General features: G+C 46.7%; 18 protein-coding genes, 1 tRNA gene and 1 pseudogene. 8 read left to right on the plus strand and 12 right to left on the minus strand.

Annotated features, from left to right (window positions below; translation table 11 throughout):
- Positions 1-4: 4 nt before the first annotated feature.
- Both KO518_RS18655 and KO518_RS18660 read left to right on the plus strand, forming a co-directional pair.
- The gene (locus tag KO518_RS18655; protein WP_216027360.1) at positions 5-1,555 is read left to right on the plus strand and encodes an MFS transporter; all 1,551 of its coding nucleotides are present in this window, start codon (positions 5-7) and stop codon (positions 1,553-1,555) included.
- Between the two features lie 110 nt (positions 1,556-1,665).
- The gene (locus KO518_RS18660; RefSeq protein WP_216027361.1) at positions 1,666-2,670 is read left to right on the plus strand and encodes a LacI family DNA-binding transcriptional regulator; all 1,005 of its coding nucleotides are present in this window, start codon (positions 1,666-1,668) and stop codon (positions 2,668-2,670) included.
- On the opposite strand, the gene KO518_RS20310 is transcribed toward KO518_RS18660, so the two are convergent.
- Positions 2,630-3,067 (minus strand): hypothetical protein, encoded by a 438-nt coding sequence (locus KO518_RS20310; protein WP_371742366.1) that lies wholly within the window; start codon positions 3,065-3,067, stop codon positions 2,630-2,632. The two genes, KO518_RS18660 and KO518_RS20310, sit on opposite strands and share 41 nt — an antisense overlap.
- Before the next feature lie 40 nt (positions 3,068-3,107).
- Between KO518_RS20310 and KO518_RS20315 the strand changes: the two are divergent.
- Positions 3,108-3,500: pseudogene (locus KO518_RS20315) on the plus strand (DUF6691 family protein).
- Here KO518_RS20315 and KO518_RS18670 read toward each other — a convergent pair.
- Positions 3,389-4,135 (minus strand): hypothetical protein, encoded by a 747-nt coding sequence (locus KO518_RS18670; RefSeq protein ID WP_216027363.1) that lies wholly within the window; start codon positions 4,133-4,135, stop codon positions 3,389-3,391. The pseudogene KO518_RS20315 and the gene KO518_RS18670 sit on opposite strands and share 112 nt — an antisense overlap.
- A gap of 125 nt (positions 4,136-4,260) precedes the next feature.
- Complete coding sequence (locus KO518_RS18675; RefSeq protein ID WP_216027364.1) at positions 4,261-4,686, minus strand: DUF3010 family protein; 426 nt, start codon at positions 4,684-4,686, stop codon at positions 4,261-4,263.
- 267 nt (positions 4,687-4,953) lie between these two features.
- Between KO518_RS18675 and KO518_RS18680 the strand changes: the two genes are divergently transcribed.
- The gene (locus KO518_RS18680; RefSeq protein ID WP_216027365.1) at positions 4,954-8,094 is read left to right on the plus strand and encodes a DUF3427 domain-containing protein; all 3,141 of its coding nucleotides are present in this window, start codon (positions 4,954-4,956) and stop codon (positions 8,092-8,094) included.
- Positions 8,095-8,269: 175 nt separating this feature from the next.
- Here KO518_RS18680 and KO518_RS18685 read toward each other — a convergent pair.
- Positions 8,270-8,346: transfer RNA gene (locus KO518_RS18685), tRNA-Arg, on the minus strand.
- Positions 8,347-8,584: 238 nt separating this feature from the next.
- Here KO518_RS18685 and KO518_RS18690 point away from each other — a divergent pair.
- A complete protein-coding gene (locus tag KO518_RS18690; RefSeq protein ID WP_371742367.1) occupies positions 8,585-8,986 on the plus strand; it encodes a cytochrome c5 family protein in 402 nt (133 codons plus the stop codon).
- A gap of 177 nt (positions 8,987-9,163) precedes the next feature.
- Positions 9,164-11,758 carry an EAL domain-containing protein gene (locus KO518_RS18695; RefSeq protein WP_216027366.1) on the plus strand — a complete coding sequence of 865 codons (2,595 nt, stop codon included), beginning with the start codon at positions 9,164-9,166 and terminating at the stop codon, positions 11,756-11,758.
- On the opposite strand, the gene rep is transcribed toward KO518_RS18695, so the two are convergent.
- On the minus strand, positions 11,759-13,774 hold the full coding sequence (gene rep / locus KO518_RS18700; RefSeq protein ID WP_216027367.1) for a DNA helicase Rep: 2,016 nt from the start codon (positions 13,772-13,774) through the stop codon (positions 11,759-11,761). It abuts the gene before it with no gap.
- 117 nt (positions 13,775-13,891) lie between these two features.
- Here rep and KO518_RS18705 point away from each other — a divergent pair, with 117 nt between their 5' ends.
- Positions 13,892-14,146: an accessory factor UbiK family protein gene (locus tag KO518_RS18705; protein ID WP_216027368.1), complete on the plus strand. Its 255-nt coding sequence runs from the start codon at positions 13,892-13,894 to the stop codon at positions 14,144-14,146.
- Between the two features lie 48 nt (positions 14,147-14,194).
- Here the strand turns inward: KO518_RS18705 and ubiA are convergent, their stop codons facing one another.
- On the minus strand, positions 14,195-15,076 hold the full coding sequence (ubiA, locus tag KO518_RS18710) for a 4-hydroxybenzoate octaprenyltransferase (protein WP_216027369.1): 882 nt from the start codon (positions 15,074-15,076) through the stop codon (positions 14,195-14,197).
- A gap of 15 nt (positions 15,077-15,091) precedes the next feature.
- The gene (locus KO518_RS18715) at positions 15,092-15,616 is read right to left on the minus strand and encodes a chorismate lyase (protein WP_252736275.1); all 525 of its coding nucleotides are present in this window, start codon (positions 15,614-15,616) and stop codon (positions 15,092-15,094) included.
- 176 nt (positions 15,617-15,792) lie between these two features.
- Here KO518_RS18715 and KO518_RS18720 point away from each other — a divergent pair, with 176 nt between their 5' ends.
- Positions 15,793-16,206 carry a flagellar basal body-associated protein FliL gene (locus KO518_RS18720; protein ID WP_216027370.1) on the plus strand — a complete coding sequence of 138 codons (414 nt, stop codon included), beginning with the start codon at positions 15,793-15,795 and terminating at the stop codon, positions 16,204-16,206.
- Here KO518_RS18720 and glpG read toward each other — a convergent pair.
- From glpG to KO518_RS18745, 5 genes are all read right to left on the minus strand, one after another.
- Positions 16,203-17,066 (minus strand): rhomboid family intramembrane serine protease GlpG, encoded by an 864-nt coding sequence (glpG, locus tag KO518_RS18725; protein WP_216027371.1) that lies wholly within the window; start codon positions 17,064-17,066, stop codon positions 16,203-16,205. The genes KO518_RS18720 and glpG overlap by 4 nt on opposite strands.
- Positions 17,063-17,380, minus strand: a complete 318-nt coding sequence (glpE, locus tag KO518_RS18730) for a thiosulfate sulfurtransferase GlpE (RefSeq protein ID WP_216027372.1) — start codon at positions 17,378-17,380, stop codon at positions 17,063-17,065. Before glpE ends, glpG begins: the two co-directional genes overlap by 4 nt.
- 5 nt (positions 17,381-17,385) lie before the next feature.
- Complete coding sequence (gene tdh / locus KO518_RS18735) at positions 17,386-18,408, minus strand: L-threonine 3-dehydrogenase (protein ID WP_216027373.1); 1,023 nt, start codon at positions 18,406-18,408, stop codon at positions 17,386-17,388.
- Entirely contained in the window at positions 18,405-19,601 is a 1,197-nt protein-coding gene (gene kbl / locus KO518_RS18740) for a glycine C-acetyltransferase (protein WP_216027374.1), read from the minus strand. The genes tdh and kbl overlap by 4 nt, the downstream gene beginning before the upstream one ends.
- 132 nt (positions 19,602-19,733) lie before the next feature.
- Positions 19,734-22,217 carry a bifunctional diguanylate cyclase/phosphodiesterase gene (locus tag KO518_RS18745; RefSeq protein WP_216027375.1) on the minus strand — a complete coding sequence of 828 codons (2,484 nt, stop codon included), beginning with the start codon at positions 22,215-22,217 and terminating at the stop codon, positions 19,734-19,736.
- Position 22,218 lies beyond the last annotated feature (1 nt).

Consider the following 22,218-nt stretch of genomic DNA (forward strand, 5'->3'; position numbering starts at 1 on the left):
GAACATGTCTCAGCCGCTTAGTATAAAAGAAAAAATCGGATATGGGCTGGGAGATGCCGCCGCTAACCTGGTTTGGCGTGGAGCACTGGCTTATTTAGCCGTTTTTTACACAGATACGTTTGGTATTAGCGCCGCCGCCGCGGCCATGCTGTTTTTAGTGGTGCGGTTATCCGACGGCGTTACCGACATCATTATGGGCATGATCGCCGACCGCACGAATACGCGTATGGGCAAATTTCGCCCCTGGATTTTAGCGTCAACGCCTTTCCTCGGTTTATTCATGATTTTGTGCTTTAGCACACCGTCATTTTCTGACACGGGTAAGCTGATTTACGCCTACATAACCTACATTGGGCTCACCCTGGCCTACACAGCCAATAATGTGCCCTATTCCGCTTTGATGGGTGTGATGACCGCCGACGATCACGAACGCACCAAATTATCAGGTTTCCGTTTTGCCGGTGCCTTCCTTGGTGGTTTATTGGTAATGGGCTTCCTGCCCATGTTGGTAGAATTTTTTGGTGGTAATGGCGAAAACGATGCGTTGGGTTATCAATACACCATGTACGTCTTCGCGGCACTATTGGTCGCACTGATGCTCATCACCGTATTTACCACTAAAGAACGTATTACTCCCCATCAACAGGCAAAAACCAGCCTGCGTAAAGAACTCAAAGATTTATCTACACAACTGCCGTTCATCCTGATCCCGCTTTCTGCCATTACCGCTTTCTTCTATTACCGCAATTGGATAACCGGTATCGCATTTGTCGTGGTTATGGCGCTGAGTTGGTATTTTGTAAGAAAGTGGATTGCGCGGCCGGAATCAGAAAATTCACGCTCGCAACAGGACATCATTGACTTATTGACCAATAAACCCTGGTTGATATTACTGGGAATGGGCTTTTTAACCATGATGTTCAACGGCATTCGCTACGGGGTTATTGCTTATTACTTCAAGTACTTCCTGAACGATGCATCGTTAACCGGACAGTATTTTATTGCGCTGTTGGTTGTATCCATCGCCGGAGCTTTTGCCACGCCATGGCTAGCAAAACGCTTTGGTCGCAAACAACTTTTTGTGGCCTCACTGGTGATAAGCAGTGTCATAACCACCGGTATTTACTGGGTGCCTATGGGCGAAAGCGGTGTGTTGCCGTTGTTTATTTTAGGTGGGGCCGCTGAGTTTTTCGCTGCCATTATGCCCACACTGTTTTTCTCAATGTTAGGCGACTCTGCCGACTACAACGAGTGGCGCACCGGGCGCAGAGCCACTGGACTAACCTACTCTGCGGGGTCATTTGTGCAGAAGACCGGAGGCGGGTTTGCCGGTGCCCTGGTGCTATTGGTGTTAGGCGCATACGGGTATGACGGTATGGATGCGTCTACTATTAGCCAGTCCCTACCCGGTATGCAATCGTTGATGAGTTGGATCCCGGCTATTTTCGGGTTTATTGGTGCCGTACTCATAGTATTTTATCCGTTGTCTGACCGTAACCAGAAAGAAATGACAGATACACTGCATGTGCGCAGGGCTGCAGAAGAAAATACGTAAACACATCCATAGTGGTGTGTTTTCCGAAAAATCAAACCTGGTAGTTGAATGCTTTACAAACAATATCGACACCGTAAACTGCCAGATAGTGCAACAATAAGAGAGTCAAAGTGGCGACAATATACGAAGTAGCAGCACGCGCCGGCGTTTCGCTTTCTACCGTTTCCCGGGTGTTAAACGGCAAAAAAACCGTTAACGAAGCACTACGGACAAAAGTAGAGCGAGCAATGCAAGAACTGAATTACCGACCAAGTTCTGTTGCCCGCTCTCTTGCAAACAGCCGCACGGACAGCATTGGAATATTGGTGTCGGAGTTGAATTCACCATTCTTTGGTGACTTGATGCAAGCGGTTGAATCAACCCTTCGCGAAGCAGACAAGCACGTTATTATTACCGTTGGTCACAATAATCTGGAAACGGAAAAAAATGCCGTTGAGTTTTTAATTAGCAGAAACTGTGACGCGCTTATCATGCATGTGGAGGCTATGAGCGACGATTACCTGCGCGAGTTAAACACCAATCGCTTACCTGTTTCAGTGGTTAACCGCCAAGTGGAAGGCCTGGAAAGCGCCTGTGTGTGTTTGGATAACGAGCGCGGTGGCTACCTTGCAACCCAACATCTCATTGAGCTGGGACACACTCGCATCGCTTGTATTTCTGGCCCATCAAAAGCCCGCGACGCCCGTTTGCGTTTGGCCGGACACCGCCGCGCCTTAGCAGAAGCGGGCATTCCCTGGTCAGAACAATTGTATTACGAAGGTAAGTACGAAGAAGAAGACGGTAAGCAAGGGCTACAAACTTTGTTGTCGCGTAATAAACCCTTTACCGCCCTGGTTTGCGCCAACGACTGGATGGCTTCCGGTGCCATGAGCTGCGCGCGGGATTTAGGCATGAACCTGCCCTACGATTTATCGATAATTGGTTTTGATGACGCCGTATTTGCTCACCACGTTTACCCGCGCCTCACCACCGTAAAAAACCCTATTTACGAAATGGGTGAAATGTCAGCCCGGGTTATCCTCAACGCGGTTTATGGTGAATCCCTACCGGTGAAAACCTTGTTCGACCCAAAGCTCATTTTGCGAGAGTCGACCATTGTGAATAAAGCTCAGTAACAATAAAAAGCTCGTTTCTTAACCCGCTAGCATTCCTATGCACACTTTTCCCATGCGCTTTTATTGTTTGAAGCGAAATCACCATTGCCATCATCTGGGTCTGTTCATTGCCTGATGTAATAACGACTGCCAACCCTTCGGCCATTTCGAGCTCTTTTGAGTTCACAATGCCTAAATTGCAAAACACGAGTGTAATTAACAAAACTAACCTTAAAGACATTTTCATATTCAATCCTTGTAAAGATGTTTTAAAAACATTCGCTATCGTCACCTGAAGCAAGGCTTCCACGAACCTGTCAGAAGTATTGCCTGCTGGCAGACAATGCGCAGTTAAACGTTTAATCCGATGGGTAGCGCCATGGTGTTGCAGGTCTTTCCAGGTTATTGCCTCGCTCATTTGCGGTCTTTTGTTTGGTTTTGGGTTACTTATTTCAGGTATGAGCAACCCGGCTCGCGTGCTTAATTTTTTGGATTTAAGTGCAAACTGGGATGCCGCGTTAGCCTTCGTGATGGGCGGCGCTATTTTGGCTGCAGCCCCCGGCATGTAATGGGTGCGTAAGCGCAACAGGCCTTTGTTTGCTGATAAATTCGAAATACCAACAAGCAAGACTATCGACGCAAAGTTAATACTCGGATCTGCCGCCTTCGGTATTGGCCGGGGAATTAGCGGTTTCTGCCCAGGCCCTGCTGTGGTTGCCATTGCGGCGCTGCAATACGTTTATAAGGAAAGCGGCACAACCTTTTCTGCTGTACACTTACCATTCATCATTTTTACGTTTTTCAGTGTTGCTCTGTTGCCATATTTGTTGAGCTCAGCGCGAAACGCATGAATTGCACCTCTTTCTATTGCTGGGTCAATATATATTCTGTTTCCGCATTCATGCTTCGGATCCTTAACCGGGTTGCCATCCTCACCCAGTAGCCTGAAGAGAACAAATTCCGGCATTAATCTGAGCACCGATACAGGCATATCTCCAATGACATAATCATCTGCCACAACAACATTACCTTGCTGCGCTTTTTGTTGCTCAGCCTTCTTCTTGGCAACCTCTTCAGCGCTTGCCAGTACTTTAAACCCGGTAAAAGTGCATTGCAGACCACCAGCACCGTAATGTCGCTGTACACCACTGAGTTCAACATTGGCCCCCGCGTACTTATTAACAAAAGCGATATATTCTTCAGCGGTGTAGTTCTCGTCTTTGTAATACATTCTGCACGAGCGATAGCTGCTTTTGCCAAGAAAAAGCTCTAACGGGTACTGCGCCTTAAAGCCATAAGCCCTCGCCATATTTGCACGGCTGGTGTTGTACATTAAAGGTATTTCAGCAATGCTCGTTTCACTGGCCAGTATTCCGCTTACCACCCCCACGCTTTCCGAGCGTGTAATACTGGAGTTATTAGCCAGTGCGGATAGGGAACAGAGTGCCAACAACACCACGACAATCGATTTTTTATTAAATATCATACCCAGCATCCTTGATGAAATTGTGCAGAATTTATTCAAAGCCATGCTATCAGGCTTTTGTGTAAACACAATGATGGCTATGAGATGCTTTGGGGTATTTTTTAAGATGCAGTGAGGATGCTTGTTTATTGCTGGCTGATGTAGGCCAGTGCCGTTTCAAACGCTGATTTCTGAAAACCCTTTAAGCCGGTTTCGCTAAATTCAATGAAAATGCGGCTGTCTTTCAAGGCCGCTTTGATCTCGGTGGGCGGCATTACAATAACCTTAACATCGTTTAGCAACTCCAGCGCCGCTTCCAATTTAAAACCGATAGCACCACCGGCAAACTTGCCTTTCATCGGGCGCTGGCGAATAACGATAGTTTCGATTTTATAATCCTGCACCAATTGCGCAAAGGTTTTCTGAAAGTACTTTAGTTCGTGGGCAGTAGCGGCTTTTTGCAAGCTCAGTTTGCGGGTACGACAATCGGGAAGCAGAAACATATCATTTTCCAGGTTGACCAAGGCAATATTTGCATCATTCCCCGCCAGTTCTACACCACATACACGCATTGCAAAGCTCCACTTTAAATATCAGCGTAGAGTATATCGGATTTAGCGGCGGTGCGGGGTGGTTTTTATACGTGGGTTGAATAGTATTTAGTGTTTTAGGACAAAGGCTTGGTCCCTTGCTAGTGAGTTCAAATACTCCGGATAAATATTTCTACCCTCAACACAGAACAAACAGTACATTTAAAATGTAAAGTGAGTAAAACCATCATAGTCAAACCTTTGTTGAGGCTCTTTATTGACTTGCCGAATAGATATTAGAAGGAATTTATGCAACAAATAGGAATTTACGAACAGCTACTCACTCAACTTATCGACCAAAAGTTAGACAGACAAAGGTTTTTTGTTGGCGAGCGCGAACTAAACAGTAACGAAGCATCTGTTTGGCTTTCTCGTTTCTTATCTCAAATTCTGGAATACGCCATTGACGCTGTCCCCTCCGGTGATGATCGGGTCCAACGACAAATAGAATTAGCCAATCAACTATTGTTTTGGTTAAAAGAGCAGCTCCAGGATAGCGATTTAATCGATGATAACCTTCTCAATAGCCAGGGAAAAATTTTAACTGCATTATATGAATTAGAAAACCCGGTATCCTCAAACTTAAAAAGCTATATAAAGGAAATTTTTCCGCTCACAGGCCTAACTCAAAGTGAATTATTTTGTGGTAGCAATGCAGGCCTTTCGCTTGAGTCTGAACTTAAACGTGAAATATTGTCTTCCGATAGAATCTATTGGTTAGTGTCATTTATTAAATGGGCGGGCATACGCATATTTAGGAAAGAACTTGAGGAATTTACCTCAAGTGGCCGTGAACTAAAGATTATCACCACGTCTTACATGGGGGCGACTGACGCAAAGGCCGTTGAGTTTTTAGCGAAGTTGCCAAATACAGAAGTGAAGCTCAGCTATAACACCGAGCGTGAACGACTTCATGCAAAAAGCTATTTATTCCTTCGAAACACCGGCTATCACACAGGCTATATCGGTTCGTCTAACCTTTCCCATTCAGCGTTAACCAGCGGATTGGAGTGGAACTTAAAAATTACGTCACAGGAAATCCCTCATATCATAGAGAAATCCTTAAGCACATTTGAAACTTATTGGGCATCCAGTGATTTTGAGCTATTTAACGACGACGAGATAAGCAGTGCGAAGCTAAAAACCGCATTAACACAGCAACGCGGTGTTCAAGAAAATAAATCTGTGTATTTTTTTGATGTGAAGCCCTTTCCTCACCAACATGACATACTTGAACAGCTGGCTGTTGAACGTAGCATTCACGGGCGCTTCCGCAATTTAGTTGTGGCGGCAACAGGAACCGGTAAAACCCTTATCTCTGCATTTGATTTTGCCAACTTCATAAGAACAAAGCCAGAAGCAAATTTCCTCTTTATTGCTCACCGAGAAGAAATATTGAAACAAGCGCAAACTGCATACCGCGGCGTTTTACGCAATAGTGATTTTGGTGAATTGTGGGTAGGTGGAAATACGCCTTCAAATTATCGCCGTTTATTTGCTTCGGTACAAACTCTCAATAATCAAATCACCGAACTTAACCTGTCTTCAGATTATTACGACTATATCGTTGTCGATGAAGTACACCACATCACCGCCAGTAGTTACCGCGCTATTATCGAGTACTTTTCCCCCTCTGTATTGCTGGGACTCACAGCTACACCAGAGCGCCATGACGGAGGAGATATCCTGGCTGATTTTGGCGGTGTTATCGCTGCTGAGATCCGCCTCCCCGAAGCAATTAATCGGCGTCACCTTTGTCCTTTCCAGTATTTCGGCATTGATGATGACACCGACTTGCGTAGGATTCCGTGGAGTCGAGGGCGTTATGATGTCTCTCAGTTGACCAACGTATATACGAGCAACCAATCTCGCAGTAATAAAATAATATTTAGCCTACAAGAAATTATCACCGACCTCAGTAAGATGAAAGCGCTTGCCTTTTGCGTTAGCAAAGAACATGCAAAGTACATGAGCACGCAATTTCTTTTAAAGGGCATTAGTGCTGACGTTTTAACCAGCGAAAATAGTCATGAACGCCAGCAAAAACAGCAAGCCATACGTTCCGGCTCCATTAATATTTTATGTGTAGTAGATATTTTCAATGAAGGCGTAGATATACCCGAAGTAGATACCTTACTTTTTTTAAGGCCAACAGAAAGTTTGACCATTTTTTTGCAACAGCTGGGGCGCGGCTTACGTTTGGCTAATGGTAAAGAATGCTGCACTGTTCTAGATTTTGTTGGAAATTCAAGACCAGAATATGACTTTGCCAACAAGTTTAGAGCCCTCGTTGGAAAGAGCAATCGCGCCATAAGCGAGGAGATAAAAGAGGGCTTCCCACATGTACCTTTAGGTTGTCGTATAGAAATGACTAAGCGAACACAAGAATTGATACTGAGCAACATTCGCCAGGCTAGTCTCACTCAGCGACGATTAATAACCATGATCAGGCAGTTTCCCGAACATACAACATTGCCCTTAACGTTGACAAATTTCCTATCGCAACACCCGGATTTGGATTTGAACGAACTATACAAGCGTGGCTGCTGGACAGATTTAGTTCTGCAGTCGCGTAACCAAAGTAACACAAATTCGCCAGGTAAAGATTATTTTAAAATGCTGAGAAAGGCGATACATACTCGGATTCTTACCTGTGATGATTTTGCCTATTTATGTTTCGTTAAACAGCTATGCGAAAACCATTTTAAGATAGAAGATAGCAGTCATCGATATGCTCTGATGTGCCACTATGACTTTTGGCAGAAAACCGGACCGGAATGCGGTTTTGAGTCAATAGAGCAAAGCCTTGGCCAACTAAATAAAATTGATATCAAAACAGAATTGACAGATGTAATTTGCTGGCAAATACAGCAAACAAAACATCAACAACTAAATATGGAGAATCTACCAAACGTACCACTAAAGCTTCACGCTCGGTATAACCGGGAGCAGATCCTGGTTGCCTTTGGCGCGATTACATTTGAACGCCAGCCACCGGCTCGTGAAGGCGTGTTTGTTATTACACGCGACAACATAGAGTTAATGTTCGTAACTTTGAACAAAAATGAAAAGCATTTCTCGCCAACCACTATGTATCACGATTACGCCATCAGCGAACACTTGTTTCATTGGCAATCTCAAAATAGCGCAAGACCCGATCGTGGAAAAGGTTACGAATATATAAACCATAAAAAAACTGGCAAGCGTCTATTTTTATTTGTAAGAGAGCAAACAAAAGACCAATACGGACGAACAATGGGCTTCGTAAACTTCGGTGAAGTTGAGTATGCTTCGCATACTGGATCCCAACCAATGAATATTAGTTGGAAGTTAAAAACTCCGATGCCCAGCTTCATGTGGCAACATACCGCAAAGCTAGCTGTGGGTTAATCCTTGGGGAAAATGCCGCACCCGATAGGATTACTCGGCGCGTCCTGCGCCTCGCCCTCCGGGCCGCGCTAAAGCGCGTTCAAAATCGCTCCCGGCGATTTTGTCGAACGAAGCTTCTCATCCACGGAATACAACAGATACAAAAAAACCAGCACAAGGCTGGTTTGTTGGTATCTGGCGCACCCGATAGGATTCGAACCTATGACCTTTGCCTCCGGAGGGCAACGCTCTATCCAGCTGAGCTACGGGTGCGTAACAGAATGCTAATGCTGAATTAACCCGATGTAAGTTACCAGCCTTTAGCGGGAGCGTTATAATACTGATGCATTGGGCTGGCTTCAACCTATTTGTGTGTAAGTGTTTATATATAATGCAAATCAACAATCCACACACTTTTTATAGGTATTTGTTGCCTAAATGTTGTTCGCAATAATTAAACCGCTATAATCAGGCGATTATCATTACATAAGACCGTAGCCTGGAGACAGACGTGAAAGTAAAAGCAGTGTTAGGTGTAGCTTTGTTTGCGCTGGGAATGAGCACCACATTCGCGCAAGAAATGTCCAACGAAGAAATCGTTGAACGTATTAAACCTTATGGGTCTTTGCATGTTGCGGGCGCAGCCGCCGCTGACGCGGGCGCATCTGCGGCGCGTTCGGGCGAAGATGTGTACAACAGTGCCTGTGTTGCTTGCCACGGCTCGGGAGTACTGGGCGCACCTCGTTTGCACAATGGCGCCGACTGGCAACCCCGTTTAGATGAAAAAGGCCTGGATGGCGTGTGGCAAAACGCATTAAGCGGCATCAATGCCATGCCCCCCCGTGGTACCTGTTCAAACTGTAGCGACGATGAAATTAAAGCCGCCATTGAGTACATGATCGAAGGGATTTAACGCAGTTCATCCCTACTCAGAAGCAGTTTTTCGAATGCTGTTTCTGAGTATTAAACACCATACCAAAATACACATACTCTGCATTTAATGTAAATGTAGCCGCAAAAAGTGGCGTTTTTCGTACAAATCGGTTAATTTAGCTTCGGATAACAGTACAATAATAAAACGGCAAATACGATGTCTTCAGGGTCGACGCAAAATGAGCTGTCAGAAGAAGAGCTCAGGGAGCTGATTCCACAGCTTCAGCAACTTACGGAAAAGTACAAACGTTCAGAGCGCGTGCAAAAGGCGCTGTTTGATATTTCCGAATTAGCCAGCTCGGTAAGTAACCTTAGCCGATTATATCCCGCTATTCATGAAATTATCGCCGATTTCATGAACGCAGATAATTTCTTCGTGGCCTTCTATGAAAAAGAAGCCAACATCATCAATTTTGCCTATTTCGTCGACGAATTCGATGAGCAAACTATCAAGCAAATACCAGCCGAAACACTCATGGACGGTATCACTGGTCATATTCTGCGCACCGGTTCCCACGTTGTACTACAAGGCAAAGACAGTGAATCTTTCACCGCTCGCACTGGCGCTAAAATGGTAGGAGCCGTGCCTCACCACTTTCTCGGTGTACCGCTAAAACGTGGCTCGCAGGTGATCGGCGCCATGGTGGTACAAACTTACGATGAATCGGTTTCTTATTCTGAAGAAGATTTAGAAGTACTATTGTTTGTATCACACCACATTGTGACAACAGTAGACCGGGTGAAAAGTCGAGAGCTAACCGAGAAAACGATTAGAGATCGTACCCGCCAATTGCGCAAAATTAATGATGAATTGCAGGAAGAAATACTCGAACGCCAAAAAATTGAAACCTTGCAACATGCGCTTTATGAAATTTCAGAATTAGCTGCAAACCTCGAAGGTAATATGGATGCCTTCTACGCGACTATTCACAAAATTCTCGCCCGCTTAATTAGTGCGCCAAACTGCTACATTGCCACCTTGGACGACAGTAAGGAGTACATTGACTTTCCTTACTTTAACGACACTAAGGACGACTTTATCGAGCGTCGACCGCTGAGCCTGGGCCTAACAGAATTTGTACTGCGCACTGGGCAAACCGAACTTATTAACCCTCCTCGGGTACTGGAACTTGCTGAAACAGGCCAGCTTGACGTAAGTGTCGCGCAGGATATGTTAGCAAGTGCTAACTCTTGGTTGGGTTCACCACTGATGGTAGATGGAGAGGTTTACGGCGTTATTGCGGTACAAACTTACGGCAAAATGGCAAAGTACACGTCGAAAGATTTAGAGCTGTTGCGCTTTGTGTCTCATCACATAGCCACTGCTATGGAGCGCAAGCGCAATACCGAAGCAATTCACCAGTACAACATACAGCTGGAGCAACGGGTAAAGGAGCGTACAAAAGAACTCGATAGAATTAACTTCTATTTGAAAAAACAAATAGAAGAAAGAAAGGAAATTGAGCTAAAACTCATTCACGATGCGCACCACGACAGCCTCACAGACTTGCCCAACCGGGCCATGTTCACCAGTCGTCTTGAACTGGCCATTGCCAACAAGCATCGTCACCCGAAAAACCTCTTCGCGGTGCTGTTTATCGATTTAGACCGTTTTAAGAATATCAATGACACCTTAGGCCATCACGCCGGTGATGAATTTTTAGTGGAAGTCTCACGCCGAATCGGTTTGTGCATTCGCGGCCACGATTTACTGGCGCGGTTAGGTGGTGACGAGTTTGTGGTGTTGCTGGACAATTTCGAAGATTCCGAAGACGTCGAAGACGTGGCTTTCCGTATTATTCAGGCCATTTCAGAGCCCTTTGTGTTAGATGGGAAGAATATGTATTCCGGTGCAAGTATTGGTATTGCACACTTGGAAACCTACTATCGCAGTGCCGACGAAGTACTACGCGATGCTGATGCCGCCATGTATCAGGCAAAAACCCTGGGCCGCGGCCGCTTTGTTATGTTCGACAAGTCTATGCGCGACAGACTGTTAGAGGAACTCGAACTGGAAAACGAATTCCGCCGTGCGTTAAAAGACGAGGAGTTTGAGTGCTTTTTACAGCCCGTAATGGATTTGCGGGAAAAAGACAGTCTTTATCACGAACTGTATTTACGGTGGGTAGATCCAACCCACGGCAAAGTGAACCGCGCACAATTCAGACAAATAGCCGAGCAAAGTGGCTTAACTCTTGAGCTTGATTTATTTCAGCTTCACAGGGCGTGTGAAATTGTAAAAGCTCAAAAGGGCCAGGGCGAAATCAAAAAAATTGCGGTGAATGTGTCGATTAACCATCTGTTGCAGGCGTCACTGGTCACGCGGATATTGGATGTTATTCAAACTCACAACGTGGCGCCCAAATCGCTGGTTTTTGAATTTGACGAAAACGATTTAAACCGACGTTCACAAGTTATACTGCCAGCCATTAAAAAATTGAAACGGGCGGGAATAACGCTGGTACTCGACAACTTTGGAAGTGGGCTGGCATCGTTGAGCTACTTGTTTGCCTATCCGTTCGACTTCATCAAAGTTGACCACAGATTCATTAAATCCTTGCCCCGATCACAACGAAATCTTAAGTTAATTCAGTCTGTTATGTTGATTTCTGATCATCTGAAGTTTGATGTAATTGCCGAAGGTGTAGATGCCACGGCCCAACTCGATGCGCTCAACGAAATCGATTGCCACTACGGGCAGGGAAAAGTACTGAGCGAGCCCAGGTCATTGACCTACAGAAAGATGGCGTGATCAGGATTTCCCAAGCATTGCTTTGAGACTTGCTAACCCAGCCTCATTGGTTTTTTTGCGCTGTTCTGCTGAAGGTTTGGCTTTTTTCTCGTCCCATTCCACATCGTCTACCGGCAACTCAAACAAAAACCTGCTGGGTTCAGGGGTTATCACTTCCCCAAACTGACGACGTTCTTTCGCCAAACTGAAAACAAGCTCCCGTTGGGCACGGGTAATTCCCACATAAGCTAACCGGCGCTCTTCGTCCACGTTACCTTCATCAATGCTGCTCTGATGGGGTAACAACCCCTCTTCCATACCAACTAGGTACACAATGGGGAATTCCAAGCCTTTCGAAGCGTGTAATGTCATCAGTTGAACCTGATCCGCCTCGCCATCTTCTTCAGCCCGTTCCATCATGTCACGCAGAATCAACCGGTTTACCACTTCCTGCATGGTCATTGGCGCATCCAAATCGGTACCTTCGAGCATATCCGTTACCCAGCCGAACAAGGTACTCACGTTGGCCATAGCCATTTCCGCGGCCTTGGGGCTGGGGCTGTGCTCGTAAAGATATTCTTCGTATTGCATGGAGCGGATCATGTCTCTGAGAACCGCTTTGCTATCGCCGCGAGTGACATTGTCTGCGGTTTCCACTACCCAACGGCCAAAACCTGCTACTCTTTGGTACGCCGATTCCGGCAAAACACCGGATAGCCCGGAGTGCGTGGCAGCAGCAAACAACGACACCCGTAATTCATTGGCAAAATTGCCCAGTTTTTCCAGTGTGGCGCGGCCAATTCCCCGGCCGGGAGTATTAACCACGCGCAAAAAGGCGTTGTCGTCATCTTGGTTTACCAGCAAGCGCAAGTACGCCATGATGTCTTTTACCTCGGCACGGCCAAAGAACGACATGCCACCGTTAATGCGATAGGGAATACGGTTACTCATGAGCAGCTTTTCAAACAAGCGGCTTTGATGGTTGCCCCGATACAAGATTGCATAGTCTTTATAGTTGGTTCTATTCATGAACTTGTGGGCAATAAGTTCAGCCACTACCCGCTCGGCTTCATGCTCTTCATTTTTAGCCGTAATGACCCGCAAGGGTTCACCGTATCCCATTTCGGAAAACAGGGTTTTGTCGAACAAGTGAGGGTTATTTTGAATAAGAATATTCGCACAATGCAAAATTCGCCCGGAAGAGCGATAGTTCTGCTGCAATTTAATCACGTTAAGGCGGGGGAAATCCCGCTGGAGTAAATGCAAATTTTGCGGTCTGGCACCCCGCCAAGAATAGATTGACTGATCATCATCACCTACCACAGTAAATCTGGCACGCTCACCCACGAGCAACTTAACCAACTCATACTGACTGGTATTGGTATCCTGATATTCGTCCACTAGCAAATAACGTATTTTGCTTTGCCACTTCAAGCGTACTGCTTCATTGGTTTTAAGCAGTAATGTAGGCAATAAAATAAGATCGTCAAAATCAAGGGCATTGTAAGCTCTTAAATGATTCTGGTACTGCCGGTACACTTCAGCAAAATCTCGTTCACCAGAACTGGTTGCGCTTTTACTCAAGGTATCAGGCAAGAGTAAATCGTTCTTCCAGTTAGAAATGCAATTCTGCAACAACTGAATTTGTTCTTTATCGCCGTCTATCGTGTCAGCAGTAAGATCATTTAACAATGCCACTGAGTCTTTGTCGTCGAACAAAGAGAACCCCGGTTTTAAACCCAACTCTTTGATATGAGCTTTGATAATGGTTAAACCTAACGTGTGAAAGGTACACACTTTAAGGCCTCTGGCTTCTTTTTTCCCCAGCGTTTGCCCTACCCGCTCTTTCATTTCCCTGGCCGCTTTGTTCGTGAAAGTCACCGCCGCAATTTGCCTTGCTGGCATATCACACTCTCGAACCAGGTAAGCAATTTTATTGGTTATGACACGGGTTTTACCACTACCTGCGCCAGCGAGAACTAAACAGGGACCGGAAACGTATGTCACAGCAGATTGTTGTGCATCATTTAATTTCATAAGCTGCGGGAAATGTTAAACGGGTTTGATGAAAGACGGTTTTCGTTGCATGTACTTCTTATCTATTTACAATACCAAGCAACCTGTCGCGATGACGTGCATTATAAAGGAAATACCATGCTTGATCCGAAAAAACTCGAAGAAATCGCCAAACAAATTTCCGAGGCGGTACCTCCCGGCGTACGGTCAATGGCCGAAGGCGCCGAAACACGCGTGAAACAAGTGTTACAGTCACAGTTGAGTAAACTCGATTTAGTAACCCGCGAAGAATTCGACATTCAAAGCCAAGTGCTGATCCGTACCCGGGAAAAACTCGAGGCAATGGAAGCGCGCATTACTGCGCTTGAAGCACAGTTGGAAGAAAATAAGTAGACATTTACACTCTGTAAACTTATTTACTGCCAAACACAGGTTGTGTGTTTACACCGCTGACAGCGCAACTCTGTCGACGAGCAAACCAACAGCTATCACCAGCCCTACATAGTGGTTGTCCAAAAAGGCTTTGAAACATGCCATACGGTCTCTTTTCCGCGTTGCATAGGCCTGAAAGAAAAACAACAGCGCCGACGCTACGATGCTCAAGTACACAGGCCAGCCGTAATTCATCATATAGGCGATGGCTGTAAGCAGTAATAACGTGAATAGCTGCAGAATACCGATAATGGTTCTGTCGCGTTGTCCAAACAAAATGGCAGACGATTTAATGCCCACTTTTAAATCGTCATCTCTGTCCACCATGGCGTAGTAAGTATCGTATGCAATGGTCCAAGCCAGGTTGGCTATAAACAGCAACCAGCCCACCAGTGGCACACTGCCATTCACAGCGGCAAAAGCCATGGGGATAGCCCAGCCAAAGGCTGCACCAAGAACGGCCTGAGGCATATGAGTATAACGTTTCATAAACGGGTAGCACGCTGCCAGTGCCAAAGCCACTACCGACAACGCAATGGTTTGCCAGTTGAGTGTAAGCACAAGCACAAAGGAAATCAGCACTAAGAACGCAAAGAGTTGAAGCGCTTCTTTTTCGGATACAGCGCCACTTACCAGGGGGCGCTGCGCTGTTCGCTTCACGCTACCGTCGACTTTTCTGTCGGCATAATCGTTAATAATACAGCCGGCCGAGCGCATCAGCACTACACCTGCAATAAACACAGCCGAGACCCACAAATCAGGCACACCGTCGGCCGCAATTACCAGCGCCCACACGGTGGGCCATAACAATAGGTAGATCCCAATAGGTTTGTCCAGCCTGGTAAGTTGCACATAGGCAGGCCAGTTGGAAAATGACAACGCCAGCGACATGATTAAACCCCGAAGTTAGTACAAAGGTGACGCAGGTAAGAATACCTCAGCCACCAGCATGGTGTAAGACTGAAAAGAAAAACACGAGCGACGGCCCCAGAGAACGGGCGCCTCTGGCGTTGATAAAGGGGGAAGCGACACCCGGCACACTTCAAATTCACCGCGTACAAAGCGACTGTCATTGAACAAGCGCTTGCCCAGTGGCTCGGTACCTAAATTTTTGAACTCTGCGTTCACCAACGCCTCAGGCAATATACTTCGGGCGAACACCCAGGGCGTGACACCGTCTTTTAATAGCACTTCTCGTACCTGATAATGATCCGGAGAGCCCCTTAACCCCTGCCTTTCATTGCGGTGAAGCGGCACTTTGCCCTCGCCTACTACCTGTAGTGAAAAAGCGGGGACATTTGCCTGCACACGCTCAGTGAGCGACCCGGTATCCAGTAGCCAGGACGCCACTGTCTGAGACATACTTGTAATTGACGTCGGCGTTTGCCACGTTGTGTTCAACCCCACGGGAAATTGAAGATTTACATCCAAAGGCTAATACACCTTAAAAAAACAGAGCCGTATCTTATCATTGGTATTGTAAAAGGCTCAAAAACGTGTTCATACATACCCTTAAAGCCTGATTTTTCCGTGTTTATTTTATGGTGTTTGCTAAACTCTACAATCATCCCAGTGTTTATTTTTATTGCCTTCACTTGCGTGGTTTTATGAAAAAGTCATCCTTACACATTGTCGCCCTTTTTACGCTACTAAGCAGTGCGTTTAATTTCCACGCTCAAGCACAAGAGCCGCCCAATTTCGCCTACCTTGGGTTGGAGCCAGACATCATTACCAATTTCGTCGGGCCTTCTGCCAAGAAGATTGGTTACGTTCGCGTAACCGTTGAGTTAATGATAGACAGCGTCGATGTATTGGAAATAGCGGAACACCACATGCCTCTGCTTCGAGCGACCACTATCGAAATCTTCGGTCAGCAACCAGAAGACAAAGTGAAATCCTTAACCGGCCGCGAAGAAATAAGACTAGCTATTCTTAAAGCGCTACAAGACCACATGCGTAAAGAAACCGGCGCAACCATTGTCAAAGACGTTATTTTTACCAAATATCTGTATCACGGCTAAGTCTGTTTCCTGCGGCTATCACCCAATGCCAACAACGCCGCCAAGGCACAACCACTAATGAGGCCAACAGTATGAGCGGTATTGGCCATATTTACCCACAGTACATCGGTATAGCCTAACACCAGCCACACTAGCATGAAGCCGACAATTGACCGGGGCATGGAAAGCCCCCAAGTCGGCTTTAACCACCCCAACCACCATACGAAGCCCAACACGGCGTATACCACTCCTGACAACCCGCCGAATGCAGGGCCGCTTACCAAAGCCTGAGCGACATTAGACGCTACCGCCGATATAGAAAACACCAACAGAATCATGCTAAACCCCAGGACCCGCTCGATTTGGCCGCCTATCATGCTCCACCACAACAAATTGAAGATAAAATGCAGAGCGCTGAAATGCAGAAAGGCAGGGGTGATCAAGCGCCAATATTCGTGTGAAGACAAAACCTCGTTTAAGGGAAGCATGCGAAGCGAACTGCCTAGCACGTCGAAAAAGCCCAAGTAAGACAGCACAAAAACTGCCGTACAGATAAACAATATAACAGCAGTAAATGGGGCTGTTTTTGCCCAATTTACTAAATTCGCGACACTCAGATTACTGGGTTTTCCAGGGTGTAAATCAACATGCTCACCCGATTGCCAAGCTGCTTGCTGATATTTTGGATCCCCCGGATGCTTGAGGAATGCCTCGCAAATAGGCAACGCCAGTTCTACATCGGAAGCGTTCTGCAGTACAACCACATAGTCGTCGTTGTCGGGATGAGGCTGTACATGGGCCGGAAGCGACTGGCTGGTAAGATAGTTAGCGAGAAGATGGGCATACCCCTCACTACTGATTGCAATTAGCGGTTTACTCACGCTTGATCTGTCACCACGGTATAATTGAGTTTCCAGGCTTCGAAGCCGCCATCCATACTGAACACCCTGTTGTAACCTTGGTTGGCAATCACGTTAGCGGCTTGTTGGCTGCTCACACCGTGATAGCACACCACCAGTACGGGTGTATCTTTGTCTGTTTCGTCGAGGAATTCAGCAAAATTATCGTTATTTAAATTAAGCGCATCAGGCATATGGCCGTTGGCGAAGGATTGCGGATCGCGAATATCTACTACCGCAAACGTGTCGAGTTTCTCCGCGGCGTCTTGGATACTGATATGCTGAAATGCTGACATGTTTATTACCAATTTAGAATGACTTTTCCGGATTCCCCTGAACCCATGGTATCGAAGCCTTTTTGGAAGTCTTCAATGGAGAACTGGTGGGTGATAACAGGCGATAAATCCAGACCACTTTGTATCAGACTGGCCATTTTATACCAGGTTTCAAACATTTCCCGACCGTAAATACCTTTAATAGTAAGCCCTTTGAAAATTACCTGATTCCAGTCAACCGCCACATCGGTTGGCGGTATACCAAGCATAGCAACCTTTCCACCATTATTCATCTTGTCGAGCATATCGCGGAACGCTACGGGCACGCCAGACATTTCCAGCCCAACATCAAAGCCTTCTGTCATCCCCAGTTCTTTCATAACATCACTCAATGATGTTGTTGCCACGTTTACGGCTCGGCTTGCACCCATTTTCTCGGCAAGTTTTAAGCGATAAGGGTTAATATCAGTTATCACAACATGTCTGGCACCGACGTGTTTTGCAACGGCTACGGCCATAATGCCTATGGGGCCAGCACCAGTAATTAACACATCTTCACCAACTAAATCGAAAGACAATGCCGTATGCACAGCGTTGCCGAATGGATCGAATATGGCCGCCAAATCATCGGAGATATTATCCGGAATTTTAAATGCGTTAAACGCAGGAATAACCAGGTATTCAGCAAAGGCACCTGGGCGGTTAACCCCCACCCCTTCGGTATTGCGACACAGGTGACGGCGTCCGGCGCGGCAGTTTCGGCAGTGGCCACAAGTGATATGTCCTTCCCCGGAAACCCGGTCGCCAAGGGCAAACCCGGCAACTTCCTGACCCATTCCAACCACTTCACCCACGTATTCGTGACCTACAACCATAGGAACAGGAACCGTTTTCTGCGACCATTCATCCCAATTATAGATATGCATGTCGGTGCCACAAATGGCCGTTTTGCGAATTTTGATGAGTAAGTCGTTGTGGCCCACTTCGGGTTTTGCTGTGTCCTGCAGCCAAATACCTTTTTCGCGCTGCGCTTTTACCAGTGACTTCATTGAATAACTCCCAGGGATTGACCAACTTCAATAAATGCATCAACGGCTTTATCGACATGCTCAAGTGTGTGACCGGCAGACATTTGCGTACGAATACGGGCCTGGCCCTTAGGCACCACAGGATAAGAAAAACCAATAACGTAGATGCCTTTTTCCAGCAGTTTATCTGCCATTTCGCTTGCCAGGCGAGCATCGCCAAGCATCACTGGAATAATGGGGTGATCTTTGCCTGCCAGTGTAAAACCCGCCGCTTCCATTCTGCTGCGGAAATGCGCTGCATTGCGCCACAGCGTTGCCCGTAAATCATGACCGTCGGCCATCATATCAAACACTTTAAGCGAAGCAGATACAATAGGCGGTGCCACAGAGTTTGAAAACAAATAAGGTCGGGAACGCTGACGCAACCACTCTACCACTTCCTTTTTACCCGACGTATAACCGCCGGATGCACCACCCAATGCCTTTCCAAGGGTACCAGTGATAATATCCACGCGCCCCATCACGTCACAGTATTCATGGCTTCCACGGCCATTTTCACCCAAAAAGCCTGTGGCATGGCAATCGTCAACCATTACCATGGCGTCGTATTTTTCAGCCAAATCGCACACTCCTTTCAGGTTTGCGATAACGCCGTCCATTGAGAATACGCCGTCAGTGGCGATTATTTTAAACCGCGCACCATCGGCAACCGCTTGTTGCAACTGTGACTCTAAGGCGGCCATATCGTTATTGGCATATCGATAACGCTTGGCTTTGCTCAAGCGCACGCCGTCAATAATGCTGGCGTGATTCAGCGCATCTGAAATAATGGCATCTTCCGGGCCGAGAAGGGTTTCGAATAACCCGCCATTAGCATCGAAACAAGACGGATAGAGAATAGTGTCTTCTGTACCCAAAAAGTGACTAATTTTTGCTTCAAGCTGCTTGTGAATATCTTGCGTGCCGCAAATAAATCGCACCGACGCCATGCCAAAGCCATGGGAATCTAAACCGGCTTTCGCTGCAGCGATAAGATCGTCGTGATTGGCTAACCCCAAATAATTATTGGCGCAAAAATTAATGACATCGGCCCCCGAACCAACGGCAATATCTGCCTGCTGTTGAGAGGTAATAACCCGCTCGCTTTTGTACAAACCTTCCTGCTTGACTGTATCAATTTGCCCGCGCAGGTGCGCAATGAATAATTCCGACATCTATTTCTCCGCCATAGAAAACGCGTATTTTAATGAATAGGGTTTGATGGGTATACTGTTTAACGAGTATGAACGCAAAGCGTTTTCCACTGAGTGTAAATAATTAACCACAGCCGGTAAACCCGGACACAGCTAAAACTCAAACTGATGCTGAGTCAATGAACTTTTAACGGTATCACTCATTTGCCAACACCCGTTCACGACATGTTCTTCCAGCCGTTTCCACAGGTCAACTTCGGGTATGGGAGCACTGATGAGGTACCCCTGGGCCTGGTGGCAGTGAAAAGCCCCTAGCTGGGCCAACTGTTCGGGCGTTTCAACGCCCTCAGCAATCACCGTTCTGCCTAAGCTGCGCACCAGAGAAATAGTAGACTGGACAATATTTTTATCATCGGCGTTGTCCAACATACCGCAGATAAAACTCTGGTCGATTTTGATGTAATCCACCGGCAGCGACTTTAAGTAACTCAGCGAAGAATAGCCCGTGCCAAAGTCGTCGATAGCGACCAAACACCCCATGTCTTGCAGCGCCTTGCACACGTCGATCGCAGAGTTGATGTCAGACACCAACGCCGTTTCGGTAAGCTCCAGCTCGACTTTTTCAGGAGCCAGTTCATAAAGCGACAATTGCTGGCTCAGAAAATGGGGCAACGTTGGATCCGAGAACTGCGCGGCCGACACATTGATGGCCATCTTTACATTGGGGTAACCATTGGTGCTCAGCTCGTTTAAAATACGCAATGAGCGAGTCATTACCCAGTAATCCAGTTCCATCATAAATGGCGTACTTTCGAGCAGCGGAATGAACTCTCCGGGCGCGATAACACCTTTTACCGGATGCCGCCAGCGGATTAGGGCTTCAAACCCTTCAACCTTATTGGTTTGAATATCAATTTGTGGTTGCAGCGCCAGACTAAACTGATTCTCCCTCAACGCCACCCGAGCTTCCCGCTCTAATTCAACTTTGCGCATCACCTTCACATTCATAGAAGCGTCGTAAAGCCTGAACGCCGCACCTTTCTGAGCTTTGGCTTCGTACATGGCAATATCAGCGTGTCGCAGCAGTTCAACAGCCTTAATATCCGGCTGGTTAGTCATGGCAACACCCACACTGGTAGAGATATAAAAGGGCATACTGGCTATCTGAATGGGCCGGTTGAACACATCAATAAGTGACTGCGCCACACTTTCTACTTGAGATTTATCTTTTGCGTCGTCCAGCAACACCACAAACTCGTCGCCGCCAAACCGGGCTACGACATGTTTGTCACCCACCGCCCGCACAATGCGCTCAGCAGCAGCAGATAGCAATTGGTCGCCGACGTCATGACCATGGCTGTCGTTTACCTTTTTAAAATCGTCCAAATCTAAAAAAAGCACCGCCGCCAACCCGCTGTTTTTGGTGGCAACAGCAATTTGCTTTTCTATTTGAAATGTCATCATTGTGCGGTTTGGCAAGCCTGTGAGGCCATCAAACATAGACATATTTTCCAACTGCGCATTCGACGCTGCCAGTTTGGAATCCTGTTCTTCCAGCCGCTTTGCCACATTTCTCGCCGTTTCCTCCAGCAAATCCAGTTCGTCGGGAAAGGTTTTGTCTTTCCACAAGCGATGCCGGCCGTTAATAAGCGAAAATTCGTGATAGCGGTGCTCCGCCAGCAATGGCAATTGTTCTGATAACTGGATGAGTTTACGGCGATACTGTTGAATGAGTATAAGCAGAATAATGGTAAACAGCAGGAAGATACTCACTGCCGTGCCAATGACCATATTCTGATATTCCTCAACGGATGCAATACGCTCGGAGATATCCCGAACGAATAGTATGGCGTAATTAGTGCTTCCCGTTGTAGACATGGGCAGCAAACTTATCATCAAATCCCGTTTGTCCTGCCGCAGTAACGCACCACTCTCTACCATATCCCGGGTAGTGGTATACCCGGGAATTTTAGCTAAAAGACTATTCAGCAGATTGGCGTTGGTTTCAGATAAGCGGCTAACAATATTAAAGGCAATACCGTTGTCGTTTTCTACGCTCTCTACAACAGCAATTTTATATGCACTGGAAAACTGTGACAACGCCGCCAGTAATTCAGCGAAGTTTGAGCTAAGCACAAGTACAGCTACTCGTTGTCCGTCGATCATGATGGGCGCAGACAAATAGCGATAGCAACTGCCCGAACAACGCAAGTTGTCCTGAGGACGCATAGTGTCTCGGGTTAGGGATTCCATATTCGGCACAAAGGACGGCATACTGCCAGTTTCTCCCATGAGCAATTCCCCATCTGGACCAAACAACCACATATCGCTGATCTGTAAACTTACTGACAAGGCGTCTTTGGATTCTTGCAACGCCATGGCCAGTTCATCTTCGGACAAGGTTTCCGTTTTTCCCCACCGGGAGAAGGTTTCTACCCATACCAGTAACCGAACGGTCAGCAGTTCTTCCATCAGGGCGAGCTGGCGTTGATTTTTAGACTGAAAGTCCTTGTGTTGTTGTTCGATACTGATTTGCGACTGGGCAATAAGCATCGCAGCAATGGCAATGGTGGCGGTTAACATCATTGCCGACACAACTGTGAGTAACTTGGTAGTAACCGATACGCTTACTTTCATA

The organism is Aestuariibacter sp. A3R04, assembly GCF_018860805.1.
In the GTDB taxonomy this organism is placed as follows: domain Bacteria; phylum Pseudomonadota; class Gammaproteobacteria; order Enterobacterales; family Alteromonadaceae; genus Alteromonas.

Coding starts and splice junctions, on each gene's coding strand:
- KO518_RS18655 (WP_216027360.1), top strand. CDS start 5: ATGTCTCAGCCGCTTAGTATAAAAGAAAAAATCGGATATGGGCTGGGA.
- KO518_RS20310 (WP_371742366.1), bottom strand. CDS start 3,067: ATGAGCGAGGCAATAACCTGGAAAGACCTGCAACACCATGGCGCTACC.
- KO518_RS18670 (WP_216027363.1), bottom strand. CDS start 4,135: ATGATATTTAATAAAAAATCGATTGTCGTGGTGTTGTTGGCACTCTGT.
- KO518_RS18675 (WP_216027364.1), bottom strand. CDS start 4,686: ATGCGTGTATGTGGTGTAGAACTGGCGGGGAATGATGCAAATATTGCC.
- KO518_RS18680 (WP_216027365.1), top strand. CDS start 4,954: ATGCAACAAATAGGAATTTACGAACAGCTACTCACTCAACTTATCGAC.
- KO518_RS18695 (WP_216027366.1), top strand. CDS start 9,164: ATGTCTTCAGGGTCGACGCAAAATGAGCTGTCAGAAGAAGAGCTCAGG.
- rep (WP_216027367.1), bottom strand. CDS start 13,774: ATGAAATTAAATGATGCACAACAATCTGCTGTGACATACGTTTCCGGT.
- KO518_RS18705 (WP_216027368.1), top strand. CDS start 13,892: ATGCTTGATCCGAAAAAACTCGAAGAAATCGCCAAACAAATTTCCGAG.
- ubiA (WP_216027369.1), bottom strand. CDS start 15,076: ATGTCGCTGGCGTTGTCATTTTCCAACTGGCCTGCCTATGTGCAACTT.
- KO518_RS18720 (WP_216027370.1), top strand. CDS start 15,793: ATGAAAAAGTCATCCTTACACATTGTCGCCCTTTTTACGCTACTAAGC.
- glpE (WP_216027372.1), bottom strand. CDS start 17,380: ATGTCAGCATTTCAGCATATCAGTATCCAAGACGCCGCGGAGAAACTC.
- tdh (WP_216027373.1), bottom strand. CDS start 18,408: ATGAAGTCACTGGTAAAAGCGCAGCGCGAAAAAGGTATTTGGCTGCAG.
- kbl (WP_216027374.1), bottom strand. CDS start 19,601: ATGTCGGAATTATTCATTGCGCACCTGCGCGGGCAAATTGATACAGTC.
- KO518_RS18745 (WP_216027375.1), bottom strand. CDS start 22,217: ATGAAAGTAAGCGTATCGGTTACTACCAAGTTACTCACAGTTGTGTCG.